Here is an 18,314-nt window from a genome sequence, read left to right on the forward strand (position 1 = left end):
TCTTTGCTCTCGGATAAAAAGGGCACACTTCTCCAAATGCCATTAAGTTAATGATTTTGCGTCAACTGAAAGCATATATGCTTTTGATTAGTGCTTCAACATTAGGTGCCAGCACTGCATTCATACATCTAAAATAGCGCAGGCAAATTGATAAATCCTCTCTTTATATGAATTTTAATTTATTAAATTAAGTCATTATAGTATTATCCTATCAATTATATAACATTAATAGTATTATTCAAATAACATTATTGAATTTATAATAGACTAAGAGGATTAATAATAGGAAAAGAGGATTTAATGAATGCAATCTCTTTAAATTCTACAGTTATTAATTTGGCAAAGATTGTTGGACCTTCTATTGCAGGTATCTTGATGGTCAAACTCGGTACTACTACCTGTTTCTTTATTAATGGAATAAGTTTTATACCTGTTATTTATGGAATATGTAGAATAAAAGTTAAAGAGAATAAATTAAAGAGAAATAATCAGAATGTAATAAAAGAAATTAAAGATGGTATTAAATACATAGCAGACAATGATATTTTAAAATTTACAGTTCTACTTATGATTATAGTATGTGTATTTTCAGCAAATTCGGAGGTTATAATACCGGTATTCACAAGTGAAATACTAAAAATGGGTGCAAAAGAATACAGCTTTCTTTTATCAGCATTTGGTGTGGGAGCATTAAGCGGTGCAATTTTTATGGTACTAAGAAGTAAGCTTGGACTTAGCAAAATCATACAAATTGGAGATGCAATATTAATATCAATAACTCAAATATTTACATACTTTTTTAGGCAATATTATATAGTTGCTATTTTAATAGTGTTTATAGGATTTTTCTATTTGACATTTTTAAACATGTCAAATTCTATCTTGCAGCTTAATATAACAAATGAGTATAGGGGACGAGTTATGAGCGTATATTCTTTAATTACTTCAGGTTCTGCTCCTATTGGAAATTCATTTGCAGGTGCTGTTATGCAACAGGCAGGTGCAGGCTTTGGATATTTTGCATGCGGTTTATTTACACTACTACTAACAATTGCTTTATTAATCATGAAAAGCAAATCCAAGAATAGAATTTAAATAATAAAAAGCTATACAAGTATTCATAAAATTGGTAATATAATATTAGAAGAAAAACAACTTTATATTTAAATCAGTGTCGAGTTAACCACTTTGAATATACTCATTCAAAGCGGTTTTTTTGTTTTCTAAGGGGGATTTTATTATGGAAGCATTACTTTTAAAAAATATTGGAACTGTAGTAACATTTAATGACAAAGATGAAATACTTGAAAATGTAGACATATTAGTAAAAGGTCCAAAAATCACTTCAATAGGTAAGAAACTTAGTGTACCTGATAAGACAGACATAATAGATTGTACCAATCTTGTAGCTTTGCCTGGATTTGTAAATACCCATCACCATTTATATCAAACCTTATTTAGAGGAATAAAAGAAGTTCAAGAAAAACCTCTTTTCCCATGGCTTATTGGATTGTACGAATTTTGGAAAAACATAACTCCCAATGCAGTATATTATGGTGCTTTAGTTGGTTTTAGTGAACTATTAAGAACCGGATGCACCTTAACTTCAGATCATCACTACGTGTTTCCAAACAATCAGCCTCAAACTTTAATAGATGATGAAATCAGAGCAGCAAAAGAAATAGGAATTCGTTTTACTGCCACAAGAGGTTCCATGTCTTTAGGACGAGACCAAGGAGGGCTTCCTCCAATGACAGTTGTTCAAGAGGAAGATAAAATATTAGAGGATAGTGATAGACTTATAAGCAAGTATCATGATGTAAATGATTTTTCAATGACAAGAATCGCACTAGCACCCTGCTCACCATTTTCAGTTACGAAAGAGTTAATGCTTAAAACGAAGGATTTAGCTAGAAAAAGAGGAGTTATGATGCATACTCATCTTGCAGAAACGTTGGATGAAGAGAGATTTTGTATTGAAAAATACGGAAGAAGGCCTTTTGAACTTATGGAGGAACTTGAATGGATTGGCTCTGATGTTTGGTATGCACATGGTATATATCTTAGCGATGCAGAAATAGATAGATTAAGTGGAACAGGTATTGCACACTGTCCTTCATCCAACATGAAACTCAGCAGTGGAATCTGCAGGACTTCTGAAATTGTTCAAAAAGGCGGAAAAATAAGTATAGGGGTCGATGGAAGTGCTAGTAATGATGGTTCTAATATGTGGGAGGAAATTAGACGTGCCTATCTTCTAAATCATTTAAAGTATGGAACAAAAGGACTTAATGCTTATGAAATGTTAAAGATTGCAACAAGAGGTGGTGCAGATGTGCTTGGAAGAACTGATACTGGAAGGCTAGATAGAGAAAAAGCTGCAGATATAATATTATTTGATCTTAGTGGAGTTGAATATGCAGGATGCCATGATCCACTTGTTTCGCTAGTATGCCTTGGAAACTCAAGTTATACAAAAATGACCATTGTTAACGGAAAAATAGTTTCAATAGATGGAAAACTTATTACCATGAATACAGATGAAATAGCAAAAAACGCCCATAAAATTGCTCAAGATATAGTTAAACATGAAAGAGAAAATAATCTGTAAGGCAAGTAACACCGATTAATAATAAACTGTGCTATAAGTATAGTACAAAAGTTACTGACGAAACTCACAAATTCATTGGATTTGTAAGATTTAAGGAGGTAGAACCCTTAAATAGAATTCCTATCTGCGGAACCTGCCTCCTTGTCTGATAAAAAATATCCGTCGCATCTTTGACTTGCTATTTTCTTTCAAATGCCTTATAAAAAGGTCTTGTAGTCATCGTAATTCTTTTTTAAAAGTTCCGGAGTGTTTAAGCCATATGGACATTTGCTCATACACTTGTTACAGTGAATACAATCCTCTATTTTTTTCATCTTCTCCTGCCATTCTTCTGATAAGTAAACATTCTGCGGTGCCCGTCGGAGGAGAAGACTCATCCTTGCACAATCATTAATTTGAATCCCAGCAGAACAGGGCATACAGTACCCACATCCACGGCAGAAATCTCCTGATAATTCTTTTCTGTCATGTTCAATCTGTTTTTTCATATTCTCTGTCAAAACTGGTGGATTATCATTATAGGACAAGAATTCATCTAGTTCACTCTCACGCTGTATACCCCAAATTGGAGCAACATGTTGAAACTGTGCAAGATATGCATATGCCATAGCAGAGTTTGTAATAAGTCCTCCTGATAAAGCTTTCATTGCAATAAAACCCATATTATTTTTCTTGCATGCTTCCACAATTTCTATATCTGCATTGCTTGCAAGATAAGAGAATGGGAATTGCAGCGTATCATATAAATTTGATTCTATTGCCTCTTTTGCTACTGCCAATCTGTGATTTGTAATTCCAATAAAACGAATTTTTCCCTGTTTCTTTGCCTCAATCATTGCATCATAAAGTCCCGATTCATCGCCAGGTTTTGGACAAAACGCAGGATTATGAAACTGATAGATATCAATATAATTTGTCTGAAGATTTTTAAGACTCTGCTCTAAATCCTTCCAAAAATCATTCGCATTTTGTGCTGCTGTTTTTGTGCTTATAGTAATCCTATCTCTTATGTAAGAAAAGGCAGCTCCAAGCTTTTCCTCACTGTCTGAATACGCTCTTGCAGTATCAAAATAATTGATACCATTATAAAATGCCTTCTGCAATAAGTATACGGCATCTTTCTTTGAAATACGCTGTATTGGAAGTGCCCCAAATCCATTTTTGCTTACAACTAGTCCAGTTTTTCCTAATGTTACAGTTTGCATATTATCGTCACCCTCCTTAAAACCCTAGATAATATTATACACTATTACTAATAAAATATTATGATTGATTTTCCAATACATCATTTAGAAGTTCTTTAAATGTAGTATTGTATTTGCTGAAAACCAAAATAAAATCACTGCAAGTCTGATATTGGAATAACTGGTTTTGGATTTTCAGAATGCTCTCCAATAATTTTCTCCATCCAAATCATATCATACCAGTTTCCAAACTTGTATCCACACTTTGTAAAATGTGCAACTTTCCTGTATCCTAAATTCTCATGAAAATACATGCTAGCATTTGTAAGATATGCATTATCAGTAGTTGTATAGGCTATACACGCATTCAAGTTAATGATATTTTGTCTCTTTAATATTTTTTCCAAAGCTAAATACAATTTTTTTCCTACACCTTTACCTCGACAGTCCTGACTTAAATATATAGTAGTTTCAACAGCCCAATCATATGCAACTCGTTCCTTAAATGATGAAACATATGCATAACCAATAATCTGATTGTTATCTACCGCTACTATGTATGGATATTTTTTTAATATGTTATTAATTCTCTCAGTAAATTCTTCAATAGATGGAACATCATATTCAAAAGAGATTGCACTATTCCTAACATAAGGCTCATATATATCCAAAATTTCTTTTGCATCTGCTTTAGTTGCCATACGCATTGTAACATTTGTCACTGCTTTACCTTCTCTCATAAAATATTAATTTGCAATAACGATCATACCAAACCTTCCACCCATAATTATAATTTAAACCTTTGTACAAGTTCATTAAGTTTCTGAGCACTGCATGCCTGAATTTGTGATGTTTTAGCCGCCTGTTCAATTCCCTGTGTAGTTTCATTTATACTTTCTTTTATCACAAATGCATCTTCTGAAGATTTCTGAGCTACTTCTGCCATATTCTGTGCTGCTTCACTCACCTGATTCATGGTTGCAGTAAGTTCTTGTGACATAGCCGCAATTTCTTCCGACGTTTTACTTACAAATTCAGCCTCACTATAATATTGATTGCCCATATTTCCAAAAGCTTTAAATTCTTTACCTACATCTTTATATACAAAATCCAATATATCATTGCTGTTCAATGACAGGTTTTTAAATGCTTCATGTACCTTTGAAATAGTGTCCTGAATACCAGTTGTTGCTTCTGAAGACTGCTCCGCAAGATTTCTTACTTCATCTGCAACTACAGCAAATCCCTTCCCTTTTTCTCCAGCTCTTGCTGCTTCTATTGCTGCATTTAATGCAAGTAAATTTGTCTGCTCCGCTATACTCGATATCGTATCAGCCATAATTTTTATGTTTTCTACTACTTTACCATCTTCAATTGCCTTCAATGTTTTTTCTCTTTTTTCATTATAGACTTTTGTTGTTTGTTCGATTGCCCTGTTACCACTTTTCTGTACGGTTAAAGCATGCTCTTTTGACTGGTTTGCACTATTACTTCCATCTAAAGATTTTTGTGAAAGCTCACTTATACTCGAATTTACCTCCTGAATAGATGCTGTAATTTCTTCAGTAGATGCACTTGTTTCTTGTGCTCCAGATGCAATATCGTCCACAGCATTTTGCATGTTTTCAGTTTTAGAATAAAGCTCCTCAACAGTAGCAGATAATTCTTCGCTGGCTGCACTCATATCCTGAGAATCTTCCATTATATTCTCAATAAGATTTTTTATATTGTCTCTAGCATTTGTAAGCGCAACTACAGTTTCTCCAAATTCGTCTTTTCTAGCCATTGAAGATTTATATGATAAATCATATTTCTCTAATTTATGTGCAAAATTAAGTATGTCATGAAGTACCTTGTTTATGTCATTTGATGTAAGCAATCCTATCAATATCGCAAGGCCAAATCCAAAAATTACCAATATGGTCATTATTACACTTGACATATTATATAATTTTATATCGTCTTGATTATCGTTTTTTGCATAATTGAGATTTAAGTTTATTAAATCATTTAAACTTTTAGACATATTTTCTCTCATAGGTGTAGCTTTATTTATCAATTCACTTTCTGCAGATTCGTAATCCTTTTTTGATGAAAAATTATTGATATTTTTAACTTCATCATTATAACTTTTCAATTGACTTTTAAATGTTTCCCACGCACTCTTTTGTGAAGTATCCATTTGAAATGTATCAAAAGTTTTAATATATTCCGCATTATTGCTTTCTTTTTCATTTATATCTTTTTCAGCATCTTGCCTTTTTGTATCGCTCTTTTGATAAACCATTTTTAAAGTATCTGACCTTATATCAGATAAATTCCTATTCATATCGGACAACTTATAAACAATCTGCATATTTTGATTATACATGTTTTGGGAATTATTCGAAACCTTCTTTAAAGATATTGTTCCTACTATTCCTACAATTAAAATCAATGCAGCTACAATTAAATAGGAAATAAGTAATCTTACTTTTACTCTTACATTTTTCAATAAGTTCATTAGAGACCCTCCTCATATTAAACAAAATGAATATTTTGTATAGAAAATAATATATTCATGCCTATTTGCTATTTTTTTATTTTGATATTATTCCATAAACTGAAAATTATGACATATATTATTCCATTTTATTTAAAATAATAGTAATATTTTGATATTTTTTTTATAATCAACGGATTTTACTTAATAATATGTTATAATATGTTATAATTTATTAGTCAAAATATTCATAATGTATAGTTATTTTAAAAAAGGGATTTAATTAGCTGATAATAGATTAAACATAGTCTATTTATTTTTAGAAGTAAAAAATTTTCAAAAATTACATTAAGAAAATTACTATACAGCTGATTCCATTGAATGTGTTTCTGGACTTACTTTCAATGCAGCACAATCTGGAGCCAGAATATTAAATTTGATTACAGTAGAAGATGTAATCGTTAAAGATAAACGTATTTCAAGTCTAGTTATTAATTGGGCCTCTGTTGAAAAAACAAGAATGCCTATTGATCCTATAATGATAGAATAAAAGTATGTTCTTGATGCTACCGGACATGATGCATCAGTTGTGAATAAATTAGTAACCAGAATGGGAAATGTTTTAAACACTCCTAATGGAACTTTGGAAGGTGAAAAGCCAATGTGGGCAAATCGAGGAGAAGAACAAGTTGTTGAAAATACTCGTGAAGTTTACCCTGGCCTTTATGTATCCGGTATGGCTGCTAATGCAACTTTTGGTGGTCAAAGAATGGGACCAATTTTTGGTGGTATGTTAATTTCAGGACAGAAAGTTGCCCAGGAGTTAATAAAGAAAATTAAAAATTGTTAACATATGGACATGCATAGGTTAATTAATTTATTTGATATTTAAAATAAAAATGTATCCTGCAGGATAGACACAGAAATGATATCGTGTATAATCTTACAGGGTACTCTTATCTGATGACTACCTACTGTAACACTCCCACTAAGTAAGATTCATTAATATTTAGTCAATAACCTTAGATATCATTTTCTCAAATGTCTTATCAGATAAGATTTCATTTGTAACAAATTCGCCATTATAAAACAAACTATATATAGTAAATGGTGCTGGAGACATTCTTGCTTCTTTAGTTGATTCAAATCGGATTGATTTAAAGGCAATTTTTTTCTCCGAAGCAACCTTTTCAATAATAGGCACATACTTTGCAGTAAATGGACACTGATTTGAATAATACAAAACAAAACCTTGTTCTTTAATTGAAGGTACTTTTATATGCTTCATAAAACATGGTTTAGGTGCATTTTGACTAAATGGCAAATAAAATAATTCATAGAAAGGCTCTGAAGTATCAGCCAATTGAAATTTCTTATATTTTAAATACTTAGGATCTGAAATATAGGGAATTTTCTTTTTAGCAGACAATATGACTAACCCTAATTTTCCTTTTTCCCTGCTATCAGAAATACAGGCATTCAAAAGTTCATTTGAATATCCTTTCCCTTTAAATCGCCCTGATACCCACAGGCAGTCAATAAACATATAACCCTTTGCCTCAATAGGACACCATGCATTTTCTGATGGCACATATTCTATAAAACACTTTCCCCTGACATTTCCTTTTAAAAATACCAACCCTTCTTTAAAACGTTTCTTCAGCCATTCTTTTTTTGAAACAACCTGGCAATCTTTATTGCTTGAAATTGCACAGCAAATATGTTCTTCATCTATGTTTTCTTCCGTAACCTTTACTAATTCCATTTTAGCACCTTCCTATGTTTTATTTTACCATACAATATATCAAAAATAACATGACAACTGCATGTCATGTTTGATAATTATATTTCTATAAGTTCATATTTTCTGCACAATCAAGAGTATAACTTGATCTATAGCAAATGGAAATATATACTATTTATTAAAAGTAGAAAATGGCCCTAAATTGTGATATATTGTTAATAAAATATTTCACAAAATTATGAGAGAAGGAATTATAAATGGAAAAAATTTTTCAATCATTGATTAATACTGCACCAGTCATAAGTGAAGCACTTGAGGGAAATACAGTTATCACAATTTGGGACAAAGAAAAATGTATATATGCTCTAGACAGTAAAAATAAAAAATCTACTGTAAAAGTCGGTGACAAATCCGATATGAATCTCATGAAAAATACTGGTGCCAATGATACCATTTTTAATAAAAAAGAAACATTTAGAGCTGTATTTAATAAAAATGAACATGGTATAGATGCTAAAGTTACCATAATTCCCGCAATTAATAAAGATGGCCAAGTTGTCGGAGTATTAATTTTATCAACAGATATAGAAGACCTCATAAAAATTAAAAAGTCCACATCAGAATTAAAGAGTTCTCTTCAAGAAACAACCTCAAGTATATCAGAAATTACTAACGATGCTGTTAAATTGTCTGAAAAATTAAATTATATTATAGAAAATACTGAAGTAACAAAAAAACTAATAACCGAAAGCAATGAGGCTATTAACTTAATTGAAAGCATATCAAAACAATCTAATCTTCTTGGACTTAATGCTGCAATAGAGTCTTCAAGAGCTGGAGAATACGGAAAGGGTTTCTCCGTAGTAGCAGGAGAAATGAGAAAATTGGCATCAAATAGTAGTGAATCTTCCAAAAAGATCTCTTCAGCACTTGTTGAGATGAACAACAATATGAAAGTAATAATAGATACTATAAATGAACTAGGCCAAATAGCCACAACTCAAGCCGCTTCATTAGAAGAAGTATCTGCAACAATAACACAAATCACTGAAAATTCACAGATATTGGTTGATAATATGAAGTTAAATTAATATGAGTTGAAAAACCTAAGTTTACTTTTTCTCAATTTTGTGATTAACTAATAATGCATCGCCTTTGTATGGTATAAGGCGATGCATTATATATAAAATACAGTATGCTGTCCTTTTATCCGATGACTACCTGCTCTAATACTCCCACTTCTCCAAGCGGTCGTAAAGAGCAGCTGCGTCCCTGGATAACGATTTCTAAGCATCAGGTGGAGTCAAAACTCCATCTGATGCCAAGAACTCTGTTTATCCGATGACTACAGCATAACTATCTAATAATTCTTACCATCACAACCCCATCGATTGCCTTAATTTTTTCCAATACTTCGGAAGTTACATTACCATCAACATCTATTATATTATATGCAATTTTTCCCTTATGACTATTTAACAGACTGGCAATATTTATTTCATTTTGTGCTAATATAGTTGTTACCTGTCCAACCATATTAGGAACATTGATATTTCCAACTAAAAGTCTTATGTGACCTTTGTACTCTAGATCACAATTTGGGAAATTTACTGAATTTTTAATAGTACCTCTTTCAAGAAAATTTCTAAGTTCCTCTACCGCCATAGCTGCACAATTTTCCTCTGACTCGGGCGTTGAAGCTCCTAAATGAGGAATTGTAATAATATTATCATTTCCTATTAATTCATCCTCCGGAAAATCTGTAACATAGCAACTTACAGTGCCATCTTCTATTGCTTCAAGTAAATCTTTATTTACAACTAGTCCACCTCTTGCTATATTTATTATTTTCATACCTTTTTTCATAATTGCAAACTTTTCTTTATTAATCATACCTTTTGTATTATTATTTAATGGAACATGAATAGTAATATAATCTGCTTCAGCAAGTAAGTTATCAAAATTCGTCTCTTTTTCTACCTTTCGAGAAAGATTCCATGCTGAATCTACAGATATGTATGGATCATACCCTATTACCTCCATACCAAGTGCAAGTGCATCATTGGCAACTGCTGCACCTATAGCACCCAGCCCTATAATTCCCAGCTTTTTTCCTTTAATTTCCGGGCCTTGAAACTGGCTTTTGGATTTCTCCACTAACTTTACAACATCTTCACCTTTTCCTTTAAGAGACTTAGTCCAATTTATTCCTCTATATATCTTTCTTGAAGAAAGAAAGAGAGATGCTAAAACTAACTCTTTAACACCATTTGCATTAGCTCCTGGGGTATTAAATACAACAATTCCATTTTCAGAACATTTGTCTATTGGTATATTATTAACTCCAGCTCCTGCCCTTGCAATTGCTTTAAGACTTTGAGGAAGTTCGGCATTAAGTAAATTGAAACTTCTAAGAAGAATTCCGTCTGGATTATCGAAATTTTCCCCAATCTCATATAAATCATTTGGCATTGTATTAAGTTTTTCTTGTGAAATGTTATTGTACTTCTGAATTTTAAACATTTAATTGCCCCCTATATCGTTTATCTGATGGCTTCCTATTGTAACACTCTCACTAAGTAAGATTCATTAATAGAAAATAGCTTGACCATTTGTCAGATTTATTATTATATTATCAAAATTCAAGCATTTGGGCAACTCTACTATAATACAAATGATGAATTATTTACTCAACTTTCACAGTTTAAAAATATTGCGAAACAATTTTCTTAAAGAACAAAGTTCAAAGTTCAAATATCAAATAAAGATAATTTTCTTCCTAACGTCAGAAAATATTAAAATTATAGGTTTCCTGAGACACGAGGGAAATCATCTTTATCTGTTCTTTGTTATTTGAACTTTGTTATTTTAAAAAGCTTTGCTTCGCAATTTTTTTATATTAAGTCAAAATTTTATATGTACGAAAGTTGAGTTATTTATTTATACTACTATAAATTTAACCTATATTTAAGGTTACAATGTTATCTTTTATATTAGAAATTGAAAATAACTATTTCAGCAAGGAGGAATACATAATGCAGCAGTCTAAATATGACATTAAATGTAAAACGCTGTCACCTGAACATGAATTCTATAAAGAATCTTATATACTATTAGAAGGAACAATTATTGAAGTTATCTCCAGATTGGATATTATTCGAAAATACAAAGTAGCAAAGCAATGTAAAGATCCTATTGAACACTGTAAGGCGAGAATTAAGTCAGCTGAAAGCATGAAAGAAAAGTTGGTGCGAAAAAATTTACCTGTTACGGTAGAAAGTGCTTTAAAGGAAATCCATGATGCAGCTGGGATCCGTGTTATCTGTCCATTCTTAGATGATATTTATTGGATTGTAAACATGCTAAAGAACCAGCAGGATATTAAGATTATTAAGGAAAAAGATTATATTCGCAATCCGAAACCCAATGGCTATCGTAGTTATCATATGATTTTACAAGTACCATTACATCTAGAAAACCGGGTTGAAATGGTGTACTGTGAGATTCAAATACGTACTATTGCAATGGATTGTTGGGCAAGTTTAGAGCACCAGTTAAAATACAAAAAAAACATTTCTAATGAGAAGATGATTATTAATGAATTAAAACGGTGTGCAGATGAAATTGCTTCAACAGATTTAAATTTGCAGACTATTTCAGATATGATAAATGAAATACAATATTAAGATGGAGAAGATATATTATGAGAATTTTACTTGCGGAAGATGAAAAAGAATTGTCAAATGCATTGGCTGCCATTTTAAAACATAACAATTATTCAGTGGATGCTGTGTATGACGGAGCAGACGCTTTAAAATGTGGATTATACAAAAGTTATGATGTGATTATCTTAGATATTATGATGCCAAAGATGAATGGACTTGAAGCATTGGGAAATTTAAGGAAAGAAGGAATACATACACCGATTTTGATGCTTACTGCAAAGGCTGAGATTGAAGACCGAATTCTTGGACTAAATACAGGAGCAGATGATTATTTGAGCAAACCTTTTGCTATGGGGGAATTGCTGGCCAGAGTTCATGCTATGACCAGACGGAAAAGTGAATTTGCACCAAGTTTACTTAAAGTAGGAAATATTAGCCTCAACAAAGAAAACTATGAATTATCAAGTAAAAAATCCTCTCTAAGACTTGGCAACAAGGAATTTCAGATGCTTGAGATGCTAATGAATAATCCAAAATGTTTGATTTCCACAGAACATTTTATGGAACGAATTTGGGGATATGATGAAGAAGCTGAAATCAATGTGGTATTGGTATACATTTCTTATCTGCGTAAAAAGCTGTCATCTTTAGGTGCTAATGTAAAAATTAATTCAAGGAGAGATGCCTGCTATACATTGGAGGAGATTAAATGATTAAAAAATTACAGAGAAAATTCATTATGATTACAATGGGTTCACTGGCTTTGGTTGTATTCATTCTCCTTGGCTCCATTAATATAGTTAATCTTTATCAGATAGACCGTAAAGTGAATGGTGCCCTTAAAATTCTTTCAGAAAATCAGGGAAAGTTTCCAATATATAAAAAAGGGAAGCTGCCACCTAATGAGCAAAGATTTGGTTTTCAAATGAATGCAGAAACCCAGTTTGAAACACGATATTTTGTAGTACATGTCAATAAAGACGGCAGTATACGGGAAATTGATACAAACCATATTGCTGCTGTTTCTTCAGCCGATGCAGCAGGATATGCCAATAAGGTACTGGGCAGTGGTAAAACTAGTGGATATAGTGATATCTATAAATATATAGTAGTAAATAAACCGGATGGTCTAATGCTTGTATTCATGGATTGTAGAAGTCAGATCCAGATAGCTACTTTATTTTTACTAACTTCTTGTGGAGTTGCACTAATAACCCTTTTGCTTGTGTTTATCCTTGTGTCTATTTTTTCTAAAAAAGCGATTAATCCTATTATTGAAAATATGGAGAAACAAAAGCAATTTATTACTGATGCAGGACATGAGATCAAGACGCCACTTGCCATTATTTCAGCTAATGCAGATGTGCTGGAGCTAACTCACGGTAAAAGCGAATGGATTACAAGCACTCGAAATCAAATTTCCCGTCTTGACAAGCTTGTAAAAAATTTACTAACACTTTCAAAGATGGATGAAGGAAATGTTAAATTGGTGTTTACTGATTTTGATTTGAGTGATTCAGTTTTTGAAACAACAGCTCCATTTGGGACTATTGCAGAGGCACAGAATAAAAAGTTTCTAATGGATATTAAGCCAGGAATAAAATTACATGGTGATGAAGATAGTATCGACCAACTCGTTTCTACTCTTGTGGACAATGCTGTAAAATATACTAATGAGAAAGGAACTATCAAAATTTCTTTGTCTACTGCAAAAAAATGCTCAAAACTAGAAGTATATAATACAACCGACGAAATTGATAAAGATAACTTAGACAGGCTATTTGACAGATTCTATCGAGTGGACTCCTCAAGATCCAGAGAAACTGGAGGTTATGGAATTGGGCTTTCCATTGCCAAATCCATTGTACAGGCTCATCATGGAAAGATTTCAGTTAGAAGTGAGGATGGAAAATCCATTTGTTTTACTGTTCTAATCTAATTAAAGTATCTATTACTGCTTCTGTAACTTTAAGTCAATGCTTAGAAATAAAAATTTCTACAAAAAACTTTGAAATTATGTATATTATACCTTAAAATTATGTATATAATATATCAATCATTTTAGAGGAGCATATCAATGTATGGAATTTTATTCGGTATAAGTTTTATAGTTTCTATAACTTTATTAGCTTTTCTGTATAGAATAAGAAATACTGTCATGGGAAAATTATTAATCATAAACACTATACTTGTTTCTTTGTGGCTTTTAATGGAGGTACTTAGCTATTATACAGAAATAGAGAAAGCAGATATCTTATTCCAAAAAATAGAATTTATTAGTACAGTATTTATTTCTCCACTTTACCTGCTAATAATAAATGAATATGCTAATAAAAATAGAAAAAATCTTTACTTTATTTTATTAATTTTTATTATACCAGCATTATCATTATTGTCTTTAACTTCCAACAGCATACCTTACAAATTTATGTCACATGTTAGTATGTCATATATTAAAGGTATTCCCATATTGTTGTACGCGCCAAATATTGGATTCTACATTAATCTCATTTATACCTAATGCAGTATTTTAGTAGGATGCTGCATTCTTATGATAAAAGCAATAAAGTCTCCCAAATTATACCGCAGGCAAAGTACATTTATTTTTACAGGTGCAATTGTATCTATCGGAATTAACTTTTTATTTATTAGTGCTAATTTTAAGTCAGTCTTTATAGATGTTACTCCTATTTGCATGCTATTAACATTGATTGTGTTATACTTGGGAATGTTTCATATGCCTAAGTTAGTAATAGTGCCAATTGCCAGAGATCTTTTAATAGAAAATATTAAGGACATTGTTATTATAGTAGATTCTTCTAACAAAATAATAGATATCAATCCAGCAGGCATCAAGCTTATAATGTCTTTCAAAAATAAAAAATTTAATATTAAACAAGGTATGAATTTCATAGGAATAAAATTTAATGATCTATTAAAATTTGTACCAGATATAAAACATGTTACTACAGTAAGCGATACAAGCAATGAATATACAATTACTTTTAACTTCAACAATAAAACTTTTTACTATAGAGTATATAAATCTTCTATCTTTGATACAGATAAATCTGAAATTGGCAGATTATTTACCTTTCACAATATAACTAAAATGCAGGAATACACTAATAACCTTAAACAACTAAATGATGAATTATTAATTTCATATAGAATAATCGGCACTGCAATGGAAGGTATATTGATGACAGATGCTTCTGGAAACATTATTAAAGTAAATGATTCTTTTCAGAGAGTATCTGGGTATAAAAAAGATGATTTAATTGGAAAAAATCCTAGAATACTAAAATCCGGGCGTCATGACAAAACCTTCTACTTAAATATGTGGCACAGTTTAAGTACTAATGGTTATTGGGAAGGTGAAATCTGGAATAAAAAGAAAAACGGCAAGATATACCCTAAATGGATGTCAATAACCTCTTTAAAAGGATCAGACGGAGCAGTAGAAAATTATATTTCTATATCTACAGACATCAGTAAAATAAAAAAGACAGAAGATAAACTTCACAGTCTTGCCTATTATGATTTATTAACAGGAATACCAAATAGAACTCTCTTCTATGAAAGACTTGAAAGATCACTTATAAGGGCTAATGATAACAAAAAAGCAGTAGCTTTACTTTTTATGGATTTAGATGGTTTTAAAGTTATAAATGATTCTTTAGGTCATGCAGCTGGAGATTTGCTTCTCAAAGAAGTTGCAGCTCGCATTAAATCTAGTATCCGTAAATCTGACACTGTATCAAGGTTAGGAGGGGATGAGTTTACTGTAATACTTGAAAATGTAGACAGCCATGAATATGTACAAGCTGTATCAGAAGTTATTATTGATAAAATACTGCTTCCTTATAGTATACTTGATCGGGAAATAACTTTAGGGGTAAGTATAGGAATAGCATTAGCACCCTATGATGAATCTACTGTTGAAGGATTAATGAGAAAAGCAGATGCTGCAATGTACGATGCGAAGGAATCTGGAAAAGGAAAATATTCTTTTTCTTCAAAAGAAATTGAGAAGAGAAACCAGGAAATTCTCGAAATGCAAATAAGGCTCAATGCAGCGCTTCATAACAAGGAATTTATATTATATCTTCAGCCGCAAACTGCATTTGATGGAAATGAATTTAAAATAGTTGGCGCTGAAGCCCTTATTAGGTGGGAAACAGCAGATGGAAAAATATTTACACCTGATAAATTCATACCTGTATCTGAAAACAATAGAATGATAATACCTATTGGTAATTGGATATTAGAAGAAATTTTTAAAATTGATAGAATACTAAAAAGCAGTGGTATTAATATTAAATTATCCATTAATGTTTCCTCAAAGCAATTTGAAAATAACAATTTAGTTTCAAAAATTAAAGAAATTTTCAAAGAGAATAGTCCTCAAAATATTGATTTAGTAATTGAAATAACAGAGAGTTTTTTGATGCAAAATACTGAGAAAGCAATACAAAACTTGCAGAAAATAAAGGAATTAGGAATCGGTATTTCAATAGATGATTTCGGCACAGGGTTTTCTTCTCTAAGTTATTTAACTCGTTTGCCTGCCGACTATTTAAAAATTGATAAATCCTTCATAGACGATATTGCAAATATAAATCACAAGAACATTACCCCAAGTATTATTTCTATGGCAAAAACTCTTAATTTAAAAACCGTTGCAGAAGGAGTAGAAACTCAAGAACAAATTAACAGATTGATAGATGAAGGTTGTGATGAACTGCAAGGGTATTATTTTAGTAAGCCCCTTATTATCAGTGATTTTATCAAATATATAAAGCAATATAATAAAATTTAATTTTCTCCAAGTTATATAGATTGTTAACCCTATAACTTAACTTGTATTCCATATCATAACTAGTTTAGTTTTACAGTTAACTATCTATATATTAACTTAGGACAATTAATATTATACACCACATATAGGTCTATTGCAATATTAATAAATAATAGGCTTAAGTATTGTTAATTTTTTAATAATTAAAAGTTTATTATACTAGTTTTACAATGCAATACAAATTACTACTGCTGCCGAGGCAAAAGCAAATGAAATAAAGGTTCCCATGTATATTACTATTGACGATGCTGATGCAAACTTAATTTGAATTAATAGAATGGCTGACGCAATTTTAGCTAGTGAAAAAATATCACAGGGTAAAGCATATATTGCCGTTGCACTAAAAATGCCAACTAGTAAACTTACATCTCTCGCTCAGCCAGGATCATCTCTATATGGTATACAAAATAATAGCAATATAATTATTTTGGGTGGAGGTTTCCCTCTACTACTAAATGGTGAGGTTATTGGTTCTATTGGTGTAAGCGGTGGTTCTGTTGACCAAGACATGCAAGTAGCTCAAGCTGCTATGGATGTATACAATGCAGAATTGAAAAAATAGTTAAAGAAAATAAAATTTTTAAATACAAGAAAAGAAGGTAGCAGCCAGCTATCTTCTTTTTCACTTTCAATTAACTTCTTGTTTAGCAAGTATATAATTGTAATAAAGTAAGTTGCTATTATAGATAGTTTTGTAATTAAAAAAGTTACTGGAGTTTTTTTACTACAGAAAACATAATATTTATGATATGATTGAAAATAATGGACTCTATTTTAGGAGGAAATAATATGGAAAAAGTTAATACAAGTAATAAAAGTATTAGTATGAATACATTAATTAACACCATGTCAATATTTGAGACGTTATATGACGTAATTAGGGTAGTAAACCCAGTAAAAAAACAATTATTAGATTTAAAGTTAAACAAGGTTAATGAATTGGAATCTTCTTGTTATAATCTTTGGAGGATGGGAAAAGTATGTAGTAATTGCGTTTCTGGTAGAGCTTATAATGAAAAAGAAACTTTTGTAAAAATAGAGTACACTGGCACAAAAGTCTACATGATCACTGCTATACCAGTTGAAGTTGATGATTTACCAGTAGTTCTTGAACTTCTCAAGGATGTAACTAAAAGTGGAGTCATAGAAAATATAGAAAATAAAGATAGCGACACTATACGCCATGCAGTAAATCATATAAATGAACTAATAGTATTAGATCCTCTTACACAAGTTTTTAATAAACGATTTATATACGAAAGACTTCCAGCTGACATAATAAAGAGTTTATTAAACAATAAACCATTGTCATTAATAATGGCAGATATAGATTTTTTTAAGAAAGTAAATGACATTTATGGACATGTAGCTGGAGATGAAGTACTTAAAGTAATCGCTTCTATACTTAGTGCTTCTGTTAGAAAAGATGTAGATTGGACAGCCCGTTATGGTGGAGAAGAATTTATAATTTGTTTAAAAAATGCAAGTGAAGATACAGCCGTAAAAGTTGCTGAAAAAATGAGAAAAGCAATAGAAAACACTATAATTAATTATGAAGGTGCCTCTATAAAAGTCACTGCAAGCTTTGGCGTTAAAACATTATTTAATGAGAACCTTAATGAAGAAGATCTAATAAAAGAAGTAGATAAAAAATTATACGAAGCTAAAAATGCTGGAAGAAACAAGGTAATCGCATAATGTGATAATTTGTGTGTCATGTATAAATAATTTTATTCTACACATAATATTGTATGAATTCAACATTAG

At 31.1% G+C, this 18,314-nt stretch carries 14 protein-coding genes and 2 pseudogenes; 11 read left to right on the plus strand and 5 right to left on the minus strand.

The genetic code is table 11. The annotated features are described in order from the left end of the window. Positions 1–282 precede the first annotated feature (282 nt). Positions 283–1,095: an MFS transporter gene (locus CLJU_RS15055; protein ID WP_278244776.1), complete on the plus strand. Its 813-nt coding sequence runs from the start codon at positions 283–285 to the stop codon at positions 1,093–1,095. Positions 1,096–1,240: 145 nt separating this feature from the next. Beyond that, on the plus strand, positions 1,241–2,611 hold the full coding sequence (locus tag CLJU_RS15060; protein WP_013239690.1) for an 8-oxoguanine deaminase: 1,371 nt from the start codon (positions 1,241–1,243) through the stop codon (positions 2,609–2,611). Positions 2,612–2,808: 197 nt separating this feature from the next. Here the strand turns inward: CLJU_RS15060 and CLJU_RS15065 are convergent, their stop codons facing one another. The 3 genes from CLJU_RS15065 to CLJU_RS15075 form a co-directional block, all read right to left on the minus strand. After that, on the minus strand, positions 2,809–3,816 hold the full coding sequence (locus tag CLJU_RS15065; RefSeq protein ID WP_013239691.1) for an aldo/keto reductase: 1,008 nt from the start codon (positions 3,814–3,816) through the stop codon (positions 2,809–2,811). A gap of 134 nt (positions 3,817–3,950) precedes the next feature. Further along, positions 3,951–4,535 carry a GNAT family N-acetyltransferase gene (locus tag CLJU_RS15070; protein WP_013239692.1) on the minus strand — a complete coding sequence of 195 codons (585 nt, stop codon included), beginning with the start codon at positions 4,533–4,535 and terminating at the stop codon, positions 3,951–3,953. Positions 4,536–4,582: 47 nt separating this feature from the next. Continuing rightward, on the minus strand, positions 4,583–6,298 hold the full coding sequence (locus CLJU_RS15075) for a methyl-accepting chemotaxis protein (protein ID WP_013239693.1): 1,716 nt from the start codon (positions 6,296–6,298) through the stop codon (positions 4,583–4,585). A 346-nt stretch (positions 6,299–6,644) separates the two neighbouring features. Between CLJU_RS15075 and CLJU_RS23040 the strand changes: the two are divergent. Then, positions 6,645–7,127, plus strand: a pseudogene (locus CLJU_RS23040) (sulfide-dependent adenosine diphosphate thiazole synthase); the annotation flags it as partial. A 159-nt stretch (positions 7,128–7,286) separates the two neighbouring features. Here the strand turns inward: CLJU_RS23040 and CLJU_RS15085 are convergent. Beyond that, positions 7,287–8,042, minus strand: a complete 756-nt coding sequence (locus CLJU_RS15085; RefSeq protein WP_013239696.1) for a YoaP domain-containing protein — start codon at positions 8,040–8,042, stop codon at positions 7,287–7,289. Between the two features lie 236 nt (positions 8,043–8,278). Here CLJU_RS15085 and CLJU_RS15090 point away from each other — a divergent pair, with 236 nt between their 5' ends. Further along, on the plus strand, positions 8,279–9,112 hold the full coding sequence (locus CLJU_RS15090; RefSeq protein ID WP_013239697.1) for a methyl-accepting chemotaxis protein: 834 nt from the start codon (positions 8,279–8,281) through the stop codon (positions 9,110–9,112). 265 nt (positions 9,113–9,377) lie between these two features. On the opposite strand, the gene CLJU_RS15095 is transcribed toward CLJU_RS15090, so the two are convergent. Next, entirely contained in the window at positions 9,378–10,544 is a 1,167-nt protein-coding gene (locus CLJU_RS15095) for a phosphoglycerate dehydrogenase (RefSeq protein ID WP_013239698.1), read from the minus strand. Between the two features lie 512 nt (positions 10,545–11,056). Between CLJU_RS15095 and CLJU_RS15100 the strand changes: the two genes are divergently transcribed. The 7 genes and pseudogenes from CLJU_RS15100 (at position 11,057) to CLJU_RS15130 (ending at position 18,245) form a co-directional block, all read left to right on the plus strand. After that, positions 11,057–11,707 carry a GTP pyrophosphokinase gene (locus tag CLJU_RS15100; RefSeq protein ID WP_013239699.1) on the plus strand — a complete coding sequence of 217 codons (651 nt, stop codon included), beginning with the start codon at positions 11,057–11,059 and terminating at the stop codon, positions 11,705–11,707. Between the two features lie 17 nt (positions 11,708–11,724). Further along, complete coding sequence (locus CLJU_RS15105) at positions 11,725–12,399, plus strand: response regulator transcription factor (protein ID WP_013239700.1); 675 nt, start codon at positions 11,725–11,727, stop codon at positions 12,397–12,399. Then, complete coding sequence (locus CLJU_RS15110; protein WP_013239701.1) at positions 12,396–13,625, plus strand: sensor histidine kinase; 1,230 nt, start codon at positions 12,396–12,398, stop codon at positions 13,623–13,625. The genes CLJU_RS15105 and CLJU_RS15110 overlap by 4 nt, the downstream gene beginning before the upstream one ends. Positions 13,626–13,763: 138 nt before the next feature. Next, a pseudogene (locus CLJU_RS23300) lies at positions 13,764–14,786 on the plus strand (histidine kinase N-terminal 7TM domain-containing protein); the annotation flags it as partial. Positions 14,787–14,798: 12 nt separating this feature from the next. After that, a complete protein-coding gene (locus CLJU_RS23305) occupies positions 14,799–16,508 on the plus strand; it encodes a putative bifunctional diguanylate cyclase/phosphodiesterase (protein WP_338032506.1) in 1,710 nt (569 codons plus the stop codon). A gap of 316 nt (positions 16,509–16,824) precedes the next feature. Further along, positions 16,825–17,109 carry a GlcG/HbpS family heme-binding protein gene (locus CLJU_RS15125; protein WP_013239704.1) on the plus strand — a complete coding sequence of 95 codons (285 nt, stop codon included), beginning with the start codon at positions 16,825–16,827 and terminating at the stop codon, positions 17,107–17,109. Between the two features lie 227 nt (positions 17,110–17,336). Beyond that, on the plus strand, positions 17,337–18,245 hold the full coding sequence (locus tag CLJU_RS15130) for a GGDEF domain-containing protein (protein WP_013239705.1): 909 nt from the start codon (positions 17,337–17,339) through the stop codon (positions 18,243–18,245). Positions 18,246–18,314: the final 69 nt, after the last annotated feature.

This window comes from Clostridium ljungdahlii DSM 13528 (assembly GCF_000143685.1).
Lineage (GTDB): Bacteria > Bacillota > Clostridia > Clostridiales > Clostridiaceae > Clostridium_B > Clostridium_B ljungdahlii.